At 54.4% G+C, this 14,792-nt stretch carries 13 protein-coding genes; 7 read left to right on the top strand and 6 right to left on the bottom strand.

Annotated elements, in window-relative coordinates; all coding sequences use genetic code 11:
• Positions 1–19 precede the first annotated feature (19 nt).
• Positions 20–232, top strand: coding sequence for a 50S ribosomal protein L31 (gene rpmE / locus WG929_RS18905; protein ID WP_416207317.1), 213 nt, complete (start codon positions 20–22; stop codon positions 230–232).
• Between the two features lie 389 nt (positions 233–621).
• Here the strand turns inward: rpmE and WG929_RS18900 are convergent, their stop codons facing one another.
• The 4 genes from WG929_RS18900 to WG929_RS18885 form a co-directional block, all read right to left on the bottom strand.
• The gene (locus tag WG929_RS18900; RefSeq protein WP_416207316.1) at positions 622–1,269 is read right to left on the bottom strand and encodes an MBL fold metallo-hydrolase; all 648 of its coding nucleotides are present in this window, start codon (positions 1,267–1,269) and stop codon (positions 622–624) included.
• A gap of 75 nt (positions 1,270–1,344) precedes the next feature.
• Positions 1,345–2,853, bottom strand: coding sequence for a hypothetical protein (locus WG929_RS18895; RefSeq protein ID WP_416207315.1), 1,509 nt, complete (start codon positions 2,851–2,853; stop codon positions 1,345–1,347).
• Between the two features lie 82 nt (positions 2,854–2,935).
• Complete coding sequence (locus WG929_RS18890) at positions 2,936–3,514, bottom strand: LPP20 family lipoprotein (RefSeq protein WP_416207314.1); 579 nt, start codon at positions 3,512–3,514, stop codon at positions 2,936–2,938.
• 174 nt (positions 3,515–3,688) lie between these two features.
• Positions 3,689–4,168, bottom strand: a complete 480-nt coding sequence (locus WG929_RS18885; RefSeq protein ID WP_416207313.1) for an FKBP-type peptidyl-prolyl cis-trans isomerase — start codon at positions 4,166–4,168, stop codon at positions 3,689–3,691.
• A 187-nt stretch (positions 4,169–4,355) separates the two neighbouring features.
• Between WG929_RS18885 and hslV the strand changes: the two genes are divergently transcribed.
• Entirely contained in the window at positions 4,356–4,892 is a 537-nt protein-coding gene (hslV, locus tag WG929_RS18880) for an ATP-dependent protease subunit HslV (protein ID WP_369856418.1), read from the top strand.
• Positions 4,889–6,235 carry an ATP-dependent protease ATPase subunit HslU gene (hslU, locus tag WG929_RS18875; protein WP_416207312.1) on the top strand — a complete coding sequence of 449 codons (1,347 nt, stop codon included), beginning with the start codon at positions 4,889–4,891 and terminating at the stop codon, positions 6,233–6,235. Before hslV ends, hslU begins: the two co-directional genes overlap by 4 nt.
• Before the next feature lie 159 nt (positions 6,236–6,394).
• On the opposite strand, the gene WG929_RS18870 is transcribed toward hslU, so the two are convergent.
• Positions 6,395–8,032, bottom strand: coding sequence for a methyl-accepting chemotaxis protein (locus WG929_RS18870; protein WP_416207311.1), 1,638 nt, complete (start codon positions 8,030–8,032; stop codon positions 6,395–6,397).
• Between the two features lie 151 nt (positions 8,033–8,183).
• Between WG929_RS18870 and WG929_RS18865 the strand changes: the two genes are divergently transcribed.
• From WG929_RS18865 to rlmB, 3 genes are all read left to right on the top strand, one after another.
• Positions 8,184–8,555 (top strand): gamma-butyrobetaine hydroxylase family protein, encoded by a 372-nt coding sequence (locus tag WG929_RS18865; protein WP_416207310.1) that lies wholly within the window; start codon positions 8,184–8,186, stop codon positions 8,553–8,555.
• A gap of 122 nt (positions 8,556–8,677) precedes the next feature.
• Positions 8,678–11,323, top strand: coding sequence for a ribonuclease R (gene rnr, locus WG929_RS18860; RefSeq protein ID WP_416207309.1), 2,646 nt, complete (start codon positions 8,678–8,680; stop codon positions 11,321–11,323).
• Between the two features lie 53 nt (positions 11,324–11,376).
• Complete coding sequence (gene rlmB, locus WG929_RS18855) at positions 11,377–12,117, top strand: 23S rRNA (guanosine(2251)-2'-O)-methyltransferase RlmB (protein ID WP_369856423.1); 741 nt, start codon at positions 11,377–11,379, stop codon at positions 12,115–12,117.
• A gap of 162 nt (positions 12,118–12,279) precedes the next feature.
• Here rlmB and WG929_RS18850 read toward each other — a convergent pair whose 3' ends face one another.
• On the bottom strand, positions 12,280–13,095 hold the full coding sequence (locus tag WG929_RS18850; protein WP_416207308.1) for a hypothetical protein: 816 nt from the start codon (positions 13,093–13,095) through the stop codon (positions 12,280–12,282).
• Between the two features lie 503 nt (positions 13,096–13,598).
• Here WG929_RS18850 and WG929_RS18845 point away from each other — a divergent pair.
• A complete protein-coding gene (locus WG929_RS18845) occupies positions 13,599–14,723 on the top strand; it encodes a mechanosensitive ion channel family protein (RefSeq protein ID WP_416207307.1) in 1,125 nt (374 codons plus the stop codon).
• Positions 14,724–14,792 lie beyond the last annotated feature (69 nt).

Raw genomic sequence — 14,792 nt, 5'->3', positions numbered from 1 at the left:
TGAAGACCCGAGGTGCCCCATGAAACAAGATATTCATCCTGCATACGCTGAACTGACCGCTACCTGTTCTTGCGGCAACATTGTCAAGACCCGCTCCGCCAAGCCCGGCGAAATGTACCTGGACGTATGCTCCGCTTGCCATCCTTTCTACACTGGCAAGCAAAAAGTTGTTGATACTGGCGGCCGTATTGACCGTTTCAACAAGCGTTTCGGTGGTTTTGGCAAGAAGTAATCCCTGTTTCTGCCAGAATTCCGCAACACCAAAACCCGCTTCGGCGGGTTTTTTATGCGACAGGGATGCGCGTGAAAGAAACAAGGTAGCAGGCTCTCAATGATTTGCCACGGCCTGTCAGGGGGGAAGATTCCGTCAGGCAAGGCATTGGACGCCGAGCATGGCGAGTCCTTTTCAAGTCCGACAATACCGCATGACGGGATGTTAACCCTGCCCCTTCGGGCTAAGGGCTGCTCTACTGCGGAAAAGCTGAATCTGGCCCTTTTTTGGGCAAACTCTGGTTAATATAGAACCACTACTCGCCTCAACTTTGCGCAAAAATCGTTCAAACCAGCCTTTCCCTCGCGACGAACGCCTAAGTCCGACACCCCTGCTTCTGGTCATGTTAATCAGCCGCGCTTGTCGGCCACAAACGGGTTGGTTTTGCGCTCATGGCCGAAGGTGGAGCGGGGGCCATGGCCAGGTACAAATTCAATCTCGTCTCCCAGTGGAAACAGCTTGTCGCGAATAGAACTGATCAGATCGGCATGATTCCCCTGCGGAAAGTCGGTGCGGCCAATCGAACCGTTAAAAATCACATCACCCACTAACGCCAGTTTTTGCTCCGGCTGGACAAATACCACATGACCGGGGGTATGACCCGGCGTATGAATCACATCCAGAGTCACATCGCCAACCGTGACCTGCTCGCCGCCAGTCAGCCAGCGATCCGGGGTAAACATCTCGACTGGCGGAAGACCAAACATCTGTGCCTGCTGCGGCAGTGCCTGAATCCAGAAGTTATCACCCTTGTGTGGCCCTTCAATCGGTAACTGATAACGTTTGGCCAGCTCAGCCGTGCCGCCAACATGGTCGAGATGAGCGTGAGTCAGCAGAATTTTTTCCGGCTTGGCACCCATGGCATCGAGTTTGGCGATAATCCGCTCAATATCACCACCAGGGTCAACAATGGCAGCCCGGTGCGTGGCTTCACACATCAGAATGGTGCAGTTTTGTTGGAAGGCAGTTACCGGCACGGTGGCAGTGATCAGGGCCATGGTGGTTGGTTCTCTCTGACGGATAGTGATTCTGGAGGTGATTATTCGGACGATGGTCCAGTTGTGGCCACTGTATCAGAATTTCTTCAACGTCGGCGTCTGGCCCTGATAGCGGGGCATCATCATGCCGAGATCGGCGTTGATATAGGTGGGGTCGGCCACCAGATAGCGTTTGCCTTCAAACAGCCAGCCGCTGCCGGTTATGGCGGTGTCTGTGGTGTTCATGGCAATGGCGGTGGCGACGTGGCCGGGTAATTCGACAATTAGTACCTCGGCGTCCAGTAGTTGTTTTGCCAACCAGCCAAACAGGGCGGCGCGGTCTTCGCAGTCGGAATAGGGGTAGTGCAGGGTTTCCAGAGGAAACAGGTAGTTTTCACTATGGAACTGTTCGGCGTCGGTTTCATAGCGAAAGCCGGTTTGCACCAGCCGCAACAGGTAGTTGATTTTGCTCTGGCGATCGTTCAAGCGGGCCAGTCTGGGGCGCAATTGCTCCAACAGCTGGTTGGCGGTTGTGGCGGGCAGTCCGGCCTGGAAGTAACCGGGCAGTGCCAGTTGTGGGTAGGTTGCCAGGTAGTCGCTGTAGTCGGCCGGGTAGCTGACCTTGAGATCCTGCTGCTGGCCTTGCCAGTTAAAGCTCACGGTGCGTGTTTCCTGAGCGCCACCCGGAATAAAACGGTAGGGGTCGGCAAAGCCGATGGGTCGGGTGCCGAGTTCGTGAGCGCCTTGATAGGTTTTGACGGTGCCAATCCCCAGCGGTTGTTCTCCGGGCTGCAGTGCGTAATAACGTTGATGGTCGAGTTCAAAGTAGGTAACGCCGTAAAGGGCTTCTTGTGCTGGCAGTAACAGGTGGATCTGCTGGTTATAGGCGACTCTGGCATCAAAACCGGCTTTTACCAGTAAAAACCAGCAGCTCAATACCTGGCTGTCTGGGTCGTTATGCAGGGCGTGGGCAAACTGGTTAAACAGCAAGGCGGTGGCCCAGTCGTTCAGTTGCCAGTCCGCAGCGGCGGTTTTTAATGCGCTGACAAGGGATTGGTGCGGGGTGCTGGCGAGTTGCTGCCAATAGGCCGCAATGGTCTTGTTATCGGGACGGCCGCTGAAAGTACTGTCGAAGCCTTCGGGAATGTCGAGGCTGAGCGTTCTGCCATAAAATGCAAGTTGTACGGTGTTGGCGCTGGTCGGCAGTTGTTCTGGAGGTACTATGGCGATGCGGGGTGGCGGAACGGGTACCGGCGGCGCTTGCTCGGGCGAGGGTATGGGTGACGTTGGCTCGGCTGGCTGATTATCTGCCGTTGGTTGTTCCGGGGTGTCTGTGGGCGGGGCGATCGGGATTTGATCCGGTTTGGGTTCGGGGTCGCGCTGTTGGGCCGGTTCGACCTCGACGTTTTTCCAGCGTTGGTTCAGAAACGTCAGAAAGGCGCGGTCGTTTTTATCCAGATAAGACTGATAGTCGTTACGGGTTTGCTGTAACCACTGTTGGTAGTCATCGGTTTGCGAGGGGGTAGCGGCCAGTGAAAGTGAGCAGGGTATCATCGCAACGGCAGCAAGGAGGCTGCGTAAACCTTTCTGGAATCTGGCGTTCATGGTTCTGCATTCTCCGTTGCTTTCAGGCTCTATAGCTGCGGCGGAGTGAGGGTATCGCGTCCGCCGCAAACCGGAGAGTCGTTTATTTCAGCTTGGCAATTTCTTCGGCCAGTTCATCAAACGATTTTTCGGACTGAAATTTTTGCCACAGCGCCTTGTCGTTTGCCATGGAGGTTTTTAATGCCTGTTCGGCCACCTGGGCCATGGTGTCGGCATTCAGGCCGACCAGTACCACCATTCCGCCGTTTGGGGTGGGCATCTGGCGCAGGATTTTGGAGCCGACCAGCGTTTCCTTGGTGATCTGGCGCGTGACCGAGGAATTGACTTTGTCGACGGTTTCGCTATCACCGGCTCCGGTGGTTTCGGCGTACTGCTTGATCATGTTCTGGACTTCAATCCGCATGGTTTGAGCCAGCTCAACACGGGCAGCCGTTGCCGCCATCTGTTTCATAAAGTTGGGGCCTGCGGCGGTTTTGTCGGCATAACCGATGGCTGTCAGATCAACTCCTTCGACCGGTGCACCACACACCCACTCCGGTGCCTCCTTGCCCGAGCCATCGGCAAAGGCGCAGCTGACGGGCTGGGTTTCAATCGACTGATTTGATGAACAGCCAACCATCACCGCGATGGTGGCTGCCATTGCCCAATGTTTACAGGCCATAACGTTCTCCTTGTGTCGTGCTTGTGTTGTGTGAATGGGGCCAGTTCCGTTTGGAAGGCCGACACCCATAATGGTTCATTGTTGCAGTGCTTTTCTGGCGAGTGATTACTTTACGCCAGAAAAGCGACGCTTTTATTGATTTGGTCAACAAGGCTGCGACTTCGAGCTGGTCGCTCAGTGGCCACAGTGCCCACCTGCGTGTGCATGGCCATGGGCCAGTTCTTCGGCTGTGGCTGCTCGGGTGCTGAGAATGGACACTTGGAAATTCAGCGTTTTGCCGGCCAGCGGATGGTTGGTGTCGACATCGGCCATAAACTTGCCAACCTTGACGAGTGTGACCTTGCGCGGGCCATGTTCGGTTTGCACCTCGGCGGTCATGCCTGCGCGCCAGCGTTTGGCCCCTTGCAGGTGTTTTACCGGCACCCGTTGCAGGGCATCGCTACGAGGTTGGCCATAAGCCTGCTCCGGGGTCAGGGTCAGCAGCAGTTCATCACCTGCCGCGTGTCCGCTGAGGGCAGTTTCAAACGCCGCCAGCATCTGGTTTTTACCGTGCATATAAAATACGGGCTCGCCATCGAAGGTCGACTCAATCAGTTGATCATCGGTGTCGGTCATGCGGTAGTGTAATTCAACAACAGTATTGGCAGTAATCATCTTGGTTTCCAGCGTATCGTCCAGCTGCAGAGTATCCGGTTGTCGACCAGAGCAGGCAACTATTTACCGCAAGTTACCGCAAGCCAAGGCAAGCGCTGCTGCAAACAGAATCCCGTTAGTGGCACTTGATTTCGTGACTGACGGCCCCATCTTTTACCGCTGACCCGAATGTAAGCAGGAAGACGTTATGACAACAATTGTATCCGTCCGGCGCGGTGACCAGGTGGTGATTGCTGGTGATGGCCAGGTCTCACTGGGTAATACTGTGATGAAAGGCAATGCGCGCAAGGTGCGTCGGCTCTACAACAACCAGGTATTGGCCGGTTTTGCAGGCAGCACTGCGGATGCATTTACCCTGTTTGAAAAATTTGAGGCACAACTGCAACAGCATCATGGCCAGTTGACGCGTGCCGCCGTGGAGCTGGCCAAAGAGTGGCGCTCAGACCGTGCCCTGCGCAAGCTGGAAGCCATTCTGGCAGTGGCTGATCACACGGCGTCATTGATCATTACCGGCAATGGCGACGTGGTACAGCCGGAAGAAGACCTGATTGGCGTGGGATCCGGTGGCCAATATGCGTTGGCAGCAGCGCGTGCGTTGTTACACAACACCGAGTTGAATGCGCGTGAGATTGCAGAAAAAAGCCTGACGATTGCGGGGGAAATCTGTGTGTTTACCAACAACAATATGACGGTTGAATGCCTGTCTGGCGGAGATAACGCATGAGCGAAATGACCCCGAGAGAAATTGTTCACGAGCTGGATCGCCATATTATTGGTCAGCAGAACGCCAAACGCTCCGTAGCGATTGCCTTGCGTAACCGCTGGCGTCGCATGCAGTTGCCAAAAGAGCTGCGTGATGAAGTAACACCGAAAAATATCCTCATGATTGGTCCGACCGGGGTGGGTAAAACCGAGATTGCCCGGCGTCTGGCGAAGCTTTCCAATGCCCCCTTTATCAAGGTTGAAGCCACCAAATTCACTGAAGTGGGCTATGTTGGCAAGGATGTAGAATCCATCATCCGTGATCTGGTCGAAACCGGCATCAAGATGCTGCGTGAGCAGGAAATGGTGAAGGTGGCACACCGGGCCGCCGTCGCCGCAGAAGAACGTATTCTCGATGCCTTGTTACCACCACCACGCTCCACTACCCAGAGCGAGTGGGACACCACCACCGATGTCAAACCGGCAGACTCTTCAACTCGCCAGATCTTTCGCAAGAAACTGCGAGAAGGTCAGCTGGATGACAAGGAAATTGATATTGCCGTCTCTCAGACACCGGTTGGCGTTGAGATCATGGCTCCTCCCGGCATGGAAGAAATGACCAGCCAGTTGCAGAGCATGTTTTCCAGTATGGGGGGTGAGAAAAAAACCACTCGCAAGCTGAAAATCGGTGATGCCCTCAAGCAACTGCAAGACGAAGAAGCCGCGAAAATGCTGAACATGGATGACCTCAAAGCCAGGGCTGTCGAACGGGTTGAGCAGAATGGCATCGTCTTTATCGACGAAATAGACAAGGTCGCCAAACGGGGTGAGTCGGGTTCTGGCGGTGATGTCAGCCGCGAAGGGGTGCAGCGAGATCTGCTGCCATTGATCGAAGGCTGCACCGTCAGCACCAAACACGGCATGATCAAGACCGACCATATCCTGTTTGTGGCCTCCGGTGCTTTCCATGTAGCCAAACCATCGGATCTGATTCCGGAGTTACAGGGTCGCTTGCCGATTCGGGTGGAGCTGCAGGCGCTGACGCCAGGTGATTTCGAACGCATCCTGACCGAGCCAAGCGCATCACTGACCGAGCAGTACCGCGCTTTGATGAAAACAGAAGGTGTGGATCTTGAATTCCGCCCGGATGCTATCAAGCGGCTGGCCGAGATCGCCTACGAAGTGAATGAAAGTACTGAAAATATTGGTGCCCGCCGTTTGCACACCATCATGGAACGCCTGCTGGAAACGGTCTCGTTTGATGCCACCGATTTGACCGAGGCGGTCGTGATTGACGCTGCCTATGTTGAAACCCAGCTGGGTGATGTGGTGAAAAATCACGATCTGAGCCAGTTTATTCTCTGAGCTGATGCCTGAACTCACGTTTGTTGTATTGCTACTGACAAGTAACAGAGCAGGCAACAGACAAAGGGAGCGCATCACGCGCCCCCTTTGTTGATTACCGCTATTGTCGTGTCGCTATTGTCGTGTCACTACTGCTGCGACTCATGCAGTGCGAGCGGGTTACACTTTGAAGCGTTCGATCAGGCTATTTAACTGGCGAGTACTCTCCGCCAGGCTGGTCACCGTGTTGTCGTTACGGGTGGCGTTTTCACTGATGGTACGTGAGGCCTCGGCAATCTGAACGATATTGCTGCTGATCTCGTTCGACGCGACACTCTGCTCTTCGACGGCACCGGCAATACTCAGGTTCATCTCTGAGATGGTGCTGACTGCCGAGGAAATGGAGGCAATGGTTTCGCTGGCCTGCTTGGACATCTCCGAGGTCGTTTCCGAATTACGGGCATTTTGCTCCATTGACGATACTGCCTGCACCGCCTGTTCTTGCAGCCGTGAAATCATGTTGTTGATTTCCTGAGTGGATTCCTGAGTGCGGGAAGCCAATGTACGCACTTCATCCGCCACGACGGCAAAACCTCGTCCTTGTTCACCCGCCCGTGCGGCTTCAATGGCTGCATTTAATGCCAGCAGGTTGGTCTGCTCGGCAATGCCTCGAATCACGTCCAGTACGGAACCAATCGAGTCGGTCTCCGCTTGCAAGCCTCGAATCACGTCGCTGGACTGGTTGATGCTGTTGGCCAGGTCAGTAATGCGCTGCTGGGTATCCTGCATGGTTTGCAAACCACGTCTGGCGTTGTCGTCTGCTTCCCGCGCCGCACCTGCCGCCCGCTCGGCATTACCGGCGACTTCCTGAATGGTCAGACTCATTTCGTGGGAGCCCGTAGCCGCCATATCGCTTTGCTGTAACTGGCGTTCGGTCATTTCACGGGTGGTACGGCTGATGTCAGAAATATTGTTGGTTAGCTGGCCCAGCACCTGAGTGGTACTTTTGCTTTCCGATACGACTTTCTGAATGGCCTCAACAAACAGGTTAAAGGAACGCGCAATCTCGGTGATTTCATCATTGCCCTGAGCAGGCAGTCGCTGGGTCAAATCCCCTTCACCACGGGCAATGTCTGACATGGCGCGGTTAACATTGTGCAGCGGTTGTCGGATGCTGTTGGAAATAAGGTAGATAGTACCGACCAGCAATAGCACAAAAACCACCGAGGTCGAGATCATATGGAGGGCTGTCTTGCGGAAGACAGTGTCAATATCGTCGGTATAGACGCCAGTCCCCACGACCCAGCCCCATTCCCGCAGCAAACGGACAAAACTGACCTTGGCGACAGGATTGCTTTGTTCTGCTTTGGGCCAATAATAATGTACAAAACCACCATCCGGGTTCGCCAAGGCCACTTTGGTGATATCACGGGTCAGGGGCCGACCGTTGGCATCTTTAAGATCCGACATGTCCATGTCGTTCAGCTTGGGGTTGGCACCGTGCGCCAGCATGATGTTGTCGGTACTCTGGATAAAAAAGTAACCGCTGCCGTTGTCGTAGTGCTGGGCAGTGATGGTTTCTTTGGCCAAACGCTGGGCTTCTGCACGACTGAGGCCTTCTTTTTCAAGATTGGCGAAGTGCGTCAGCAAGCTGTAGGCATTATCGGTGAGCTGTTGGACACTCTGGTTCTTGGCATTGGTCAGGGTGTTATAGGTCTGTTGCAACGCCGTGATCTGGATGATAACAACGCAGATTATGGCTGTTCCCAATAAGAGCCACAGGCGGCTCCGAATACTGATGTTGCGAAATAAAGACATAATACGTTTCTCGTCTGTTCGGTATCGGCGTGGGCGACGAGAGGTTGTACCGGATGCGTTTCGGTAAATACCAGGCTATGTCGTCGCGGTATGTTGTCAGTCTAGGTTATATTTCAGAGATACAAGCCGTTATCGGCAGAGAGGTGCACCAATGAAGCCAGATGGCATAAAAGTCAGAAAAAACAGCCGTTGCCTGGAATTACGGTATGGCGATGAAACGCATGAGCTCAGCTTTGAATTGCTGCGGGTACTGTCCCCTTCAGCCGAAGTGCGTGGCCATGGTACGGGTAACGGCGTATTACAATCGGGCAAGAAAGACGTGGGCCTGCTGAGGATCGAACCAGCCGGTAACTATGCGTTGAAACTGGTGTTTGACGATGGTCATGATTCCGGGCTGTACGATTGGCATTATCTGCGCCATTTATGCCTGAATAAGGATTCGTTATGGCAGGATTATCTCGATCAGCTGACCGCCGCCGGGGCTCATCGAGAATCCCTACTGATTAATATTCGTGGGCTGTGACAGCAGATTGAGCAGCATCCGCCACCTTTGGGTATACTGATTAGCATGAATAACATAAAACCAGTCTCAATCAGCCGCCTGTGGCGCCCTAACACACCCCTCATAAGAACAGGAGCCGTACATTGACGGATTCCCCCACCCCAAAACACTCCCCCATTCACGACCCCAACGCTGCGTTGGAGGCACAGAAGTACGATAATCCGGTTCCCAGCCGGGAAGCATTGCTGGCGTTGCTGGAGCAATCCGGTCGCCCAATGACTCATGAAGATGTGTGTGAAGCGCTGGCAGAAACCGACCCTGAGCGGGTTGAGGCTTTGCGTCGCCGACTGATTGCCATGTCTCGCGATGGCCAACTGATGAGTAACCGCCGCAGCCAGTTTTTTCCGATGGAAAAAGCCGATTTGGTGACTGGCGTAGTAATGGGCCACAAAGACGGTTTTGGTTTTGTCTTGCGCGACGGCGATGACGACATTTATTTGTCGAACCGTCAAATGCGCAAAGTATTCCACGGCGACAAGGTCGCCGTACAAATTCTCGGGCTGGATCGACGTGGTCGCCCGGAAGGCAAGATTGTCCAGGTGATTGAGCGTAACACCCAACACATCGTCGGGCGCTATTTTGATCAATCCGGCGTTGGCGTAGTACAGCCGGATAACAAACGTGTCAGTACGGAAGTGCTGGTGCCAGCAGAAGGCCGCCACGGTGCTGAACACGGCCAGTTTGTGGTGGTCGAAATCACCGCCCAGCCGAAGCAGGGCGGTCTGCCAATTGGCAAGGTCATCGAGGTTCTGGGCGAACACCTGGCACCGGGAATGGAAATTGAAGTGGCGATTCGCAGCCACGATATTCCCCATGAATGGCCTGCGGCAGTGACGGTCGAAGCTAAAAAACTGTCTGACGAAGTCCGCGAGCAGGACAAAGCCAATCGTATTGATTTGCGGCATTTGCCCTTCGTCACGATTGACGGTGAAGATGCCCGCGATTTTGACGATGCGGTGTACTGCGAGCGCAACAAGAACACTGGTGGCTGGCGTTTGTACGTTGCCATCGCCGACGTATCCCATTACGTCAAACCCGGTTCAGCCCTGGATCAGGAAGCCCACACTCGCGGCAACTCGGTGTATTTCCCCGGTTTTGTTGTACCCATGCTGCCAGAAAAACTCTCCAACGGTTTGTGCTCGCTGAACCCGGCAGTGGATCGCCTGGTGATGGTGTGTGAAATGACCATTTCCAAAGCTGGCAATATCTCCGGCTACAAGTTTATGGAAGGGGTGATCCACTCCCATGCCCGGCTGACCTACAACAAGGTCTGGATGATGCTGCAAACACCACGCAGTGAGGAAGGGCAGGTGTGGCGCGATCATTACCCTGCCGTCGTGCCGCATATCGAAAACCTCTACAGCCTGTTCCAGCTCTTACGGGGCAAGCGCGAAGAACGTGGTGCGATGGACTTTGATTCGGTAGAAACCCGCATTGTGTTTGATGCCGAGCGCAAGATTCAGGAAATCGTGCCGGTTGCCCGTAACGACGCTCATATGCTGATCGAAGAGTGCATGCTGGCCGCCAACGTCTGTGCCGCCAACTTCCTCGATAAATACAAGGTGCCGTGCGTCTACCGTGTCCACGCCGGGCCAAGTGACGAAAAGCTCGAAAACCTGCGTTCTTTCCTGGGTGAAATGGGACTGTCGATCAACACCGGCAAAGCCAAGCCGACCCCCAAGAACTACCAGGAACTACTGAATAGTATTCAGCAGCGTCCAGATTCCCACCTGATTCAGACGGTACTATTACGCTCCCTCAGCCAGGCGGTGTATCACCCGGAAAACGAAGGTCACTTTGGGCTGGCATATAAGGCCTACACCCATTTTACCTCGCCGATTCGCCGCTACCCGGATTTGCTGGTACACCGTGCCATTCGCAGCGTGATTCGCAGCGAGCAGGAATGCAGCAATGCTACCCGTGCAGACGGTGCCAAACCGCTGGCCAAGGCCGATATTTATCCCTACGACATGGCGCAGGTCATTCAGCAGGGTGAACATTGTTCCATGACCGAGCGCCGGGCCGATGACGCCACCCGCGATGTGAATGATTTCCTTAAATGTGAGTACATTCAGGATCGGATCGGCGAAGTCTTTGAAGGCGTGATTACCGCCGTCACCGGTTTCGGCCTGTTTGTTGAACTGAAAAACGTCTATGTCGAAGGACTGGTGCATATCTCCTCGCTGGCGAACGACTTTTACCAGTTCGATGCCGTCAAACATCGCCTGGTCGGCGAACGTACTCGGCGTACTTTCCGCCTGGGTGACAGCCTCTGGGTGCAGGTCTCCGGTGTTAATCTCGATGAGCGCAAGGTTGATTTTGATCTGGCAACCGCCCCCGGTAATGCCGGGCGAGCCATGCCTGAGCCACCGCGATTACCACGTCGACGCTCCAAACCAGCCGCCGCTGGTGCTGGTGTCAAGACCGGTGCTGCCGGGGTAAAAGAAGAAGTACTGAAACCTTCCGGCCGTCGTCGTAAAAAACCGGCTGCTGTTGCTGCTGCACCCACCAGTGCTGTCGTTGGTGATACCGCCAGCGCCGACAAGGAAGCCGGAGCCAGGAAAAAAAGCCGCAAAAAATCGTCGAGCAAACGCCAGAAGCTGAACGCCAAAAAAGCCCCGGCCGGTACAGCACCGGTTGCCGCCAAAGACAAGCCGAAAGCAGCCAGCAAGGTCAAAAAAGCCAAGCGTAAAGCCGCGCCCAAAGCCAAAAGCGTCACCAAACCCTGACACTGCATAAACCCGAGGGCAGGCCGATACCTGCCCGCTGACGAGACAAATGAATGAAGCTTGATGCTGTATATGGCCTGCATGCCGTCACCACCCTGCTGCAACGCAGTCCGGATCAGGTGACGGAAATCTGGGTACAAAAAGGCCGCGTTGATCAGCGTATGCAAAGAGTGCTGGACGAAGCCCAACGGCTTGGCCTGGATGTGCGTGAAGCCGACAAAGGCTTACTGAACCAGAAAGCCGACGGTAACCATCAAGGTGTAATTGCGTTTCGCAAACCGCTACAGGGCGTGAGTGAACGTAACCTGCCCGATGTGCTCGACCGCATAGCTGGCCCGGCGTTTATCCTGATCCTGGATGGCGTGACCGACCCGCACAACCTCGGTGCTTGCCTGCGTACCGCCGATGCCGCTGGAGTACATCTGGTGATTGCTCCGAAAGACAAATCGGCACCATTGAATGCTACCGTCGCCAAGGTCGCCTGCGGTGCTGCTGAAGTGGTTCCTTATGTCCAGGTGACCAACCTGGCTCGCACCATGACCGAACTGCAGGAACGTGGTATCTGGCTGGTGGGCACCGCAGGCGAAGCCACCACCTCGGTCTACCAACAAGACCTCAAAGGCCCACTGGCACTGGTGATGGGCGCAGAAGGCGCGGGCATGCGGCGCTTGACCCGTGAACACTGTGATCATCTGATCAATATTCCCATGGCGGGGGAAGTCAGCTCGGTAAATGTCTCGGTAGCGACCGGTATTTGTTTGTTTGAAGCGGTGCGGCAGCGGCTGGCGCTGTAATCAAAGGATAAGCGTCGGCGAACGCCGCATTATCTGAAAACAACAACGGGAGCATAAGCTCCCGTTGTTGTTTTAACTGTTGTGTTTTATTGGTTGTGTTTTAGCTGTTGGTGGCTTGGATCAGGTTCACTCAGCCAAAACCAGGGTTCTGGCACCTGGTGCTCAAAACCGATACCCGATCGCGCCAATGTACTCATCGTAATAAATCTTCTGGCGCGCCTTGTCACTGCTGTCGTGGCTGGTCAGCACATCATTCATATTGGCGTAGCCGTATTTGCCAATAAAGCGCACAAACAGCCCCTGCCACAGGTTGGCTTCAACGCCAATTTTTACCAGCGTGCTGTAACCGGCAACGTGCCATTCATCGTTACGATCGCCACTCATCAGTTTGACGTTGCTTTTGGGGTACATAATGCCCGCACCTGCTCCGGCAAACAGGGCGATGTCCATGTCTGCACCGTGCTGCCACAGGGGCAGGTAGGCTTCGGTTTCCAGTGAGATCTGGTTAAAACCGTCGGTGTGTTCGTAGGTCAGGAAGTCTTCGGTCAATACGACATCTTCGGCGGCGGGGTCGGTTTTCTCAAAGCCGTTACGATCGTTGGTGCCGGTCATGCTGACGGTCTGATCCTGCACCATCACATACTTCATATGATCCCAACCCAGCGATACCGACCAGTTGTCCTGTACAAAGTAGCCGAAACGCCAGTTGTATTGGGGGATGGTGAGGCGACTGGGATTCAGATAGCTGTGAAAAACCTGTGCGATGCTGAACGGGGTCTGATGATCCTTGGCGGAGACGTTATGCAGGGTGAAATCGTAGTCGTCTCCTTCAAAGTGAATATCGCTGTCGGAATAGGTAGCGTTATTCCAGCCCCAATAACCGTACCAGTCGCCCTGACTGCGCATGGCAGCCTCGCTGGCAACGGAATAGCAGGAGCTGGCCATCAACAGGATGGCAATGGATACGGGGGACTTCATGTGATTACCTTGAGGTGAAAATAGTGCAAGAAGGCGGGGAGGCTAACAGCTATATGGCTGGCTCATAATGTCTGATTGTGGAACAGGGTTATGTAATAAATGGCACAAGTGAAAAGGCCGCCGGGCGAATAGATCCCGGTTGGCTGAAAGGCCGGGCTGGAATAACGGCATCCATGAATAAACCCAGTCTTTGTAAGGATTAAGGAGATGGGTTCAGCATGGGACAGCGGCAGAACCGGATCTGCTGATGACAGAGCAGCTCTCGGACGCCAGTATGATGGAACACTCAAATCCATTGCGCCGCCTTCCCTACAGGATAATGGCGGCATGCTGCTCACTCCAAACTGGCTAACCCGGTGTGATTTGGTCATATAGGCCATCTGGGCCGTCATTTTTGGGGTGATAATAGGTATTCGACCGGGCAGATGAATTGTCACTTTCCCTGTTTTTCCCTACTCTCTCGCCCCAATGCTATTACTCCTGATGTCGCCAAGGACTCACCGATGTTCGACTTCGTTTTTACCCAGCCCAACTGGTGGCACGACTTGATCAACCAGAACTATGACTGGTTCTGGGATGTCTCGGTGGCCATCATCCTCACCTTGTTGACCGGGGTTGTATGGCGCTTTGCCCGACGCCGTTTGCTGGCTCTGGTCACCCGTACCAATAACCATTGGGATGATGTGGTGGTGGACGCGCTGGGTGTGCCGATCAACTGGATTATTCTTGCCATTGGAGCCAGCTGGATTGCAGACATTACTGCTCGCAGCTTTGAAGTTGGCGTGATCATGACCAGTATTCCCCTGGCGCGTCAGCTGTCGCTGATTGTGCTGGTGGCTTGGGCGATCTGGCGACTGATCAACCGGATTGAGCATCGACAGATTTCCTGTGGTGCTGACCCTACCACCATCGAACTGGTGGGCAAGATTGCTCGGGTTATCGTGATGATTCTGATGGCGTTGCCTATCTTGCAGGCGCTGGGCATCACTATTTCAGGTCTGTTGGCCTTTGGCGGCATGGGAGGACTGGTGGTGGGCCTGGCGGCCAAGGATTTGTTGGCCAACTTTTTTGGTTCGTTGGTGGTGTATATGGATCGGCCGTTTCGGGTGGGCGACTGGATTCGTTCACCAGACCGCAACATCGAAGGCACGGTGGAAAGCATTGGTTTTCGGGTCACCTGTATTCGCACGTTCGACAAGCGGCCGCTATATGTCCCTAACTCGGTGTTTACCAGTATCTCGGTGGAAAATCCGTCGCGGATGCTGAATCGCCGTATCTACGAAACTATCGGCGTGCGTTATCAGGATTCCGACGTGCTGGATACTCTGTTGCAAAACATCGAAGCCATGCTGCGCACGCATGCGGATATCGATACCAAGCAGACGATCATGGTGAATTTCACCAGTTTCGGAGCCTCCAGTCTGGACTTTTTTGTCTACTGTTTTACCAAAACTACCGACTGGGCGACCTATCACAAGATCAAGCAAGCAGTGATGCTGGAAATCATCCGCATTATTCACGCTGAAGGTGCCGACTGCGCCTTCCCGACCCGGACATTACATCTGGATTCCATGCCACCACAGGTGACGGCAGCGATGGCAGCCGACAGCATAAGCAGCAAGGCCTGACTCGAGGCGAATAAGATATTCCTTGCTGTTGATCGTAGCAGCAAGGAACGCTTGCCAAAACGCATCAGC

It is taken from the genome of Oceanobacter antarcticus (assembly GCF_044962685.1).
Taxonomy (GTDB): domain Bacteria; phylum Pseudomonadota; class Gammaproteobacteria; order Pseudomonadales; family Oceanobacteraceae; genus Oceanobacter; species Oceanobacter antarcticus.
Note: the sequence above shows the minus strand (reverse complement) of the source record. Positions and strands in the feature narration are given on the sequence as shown.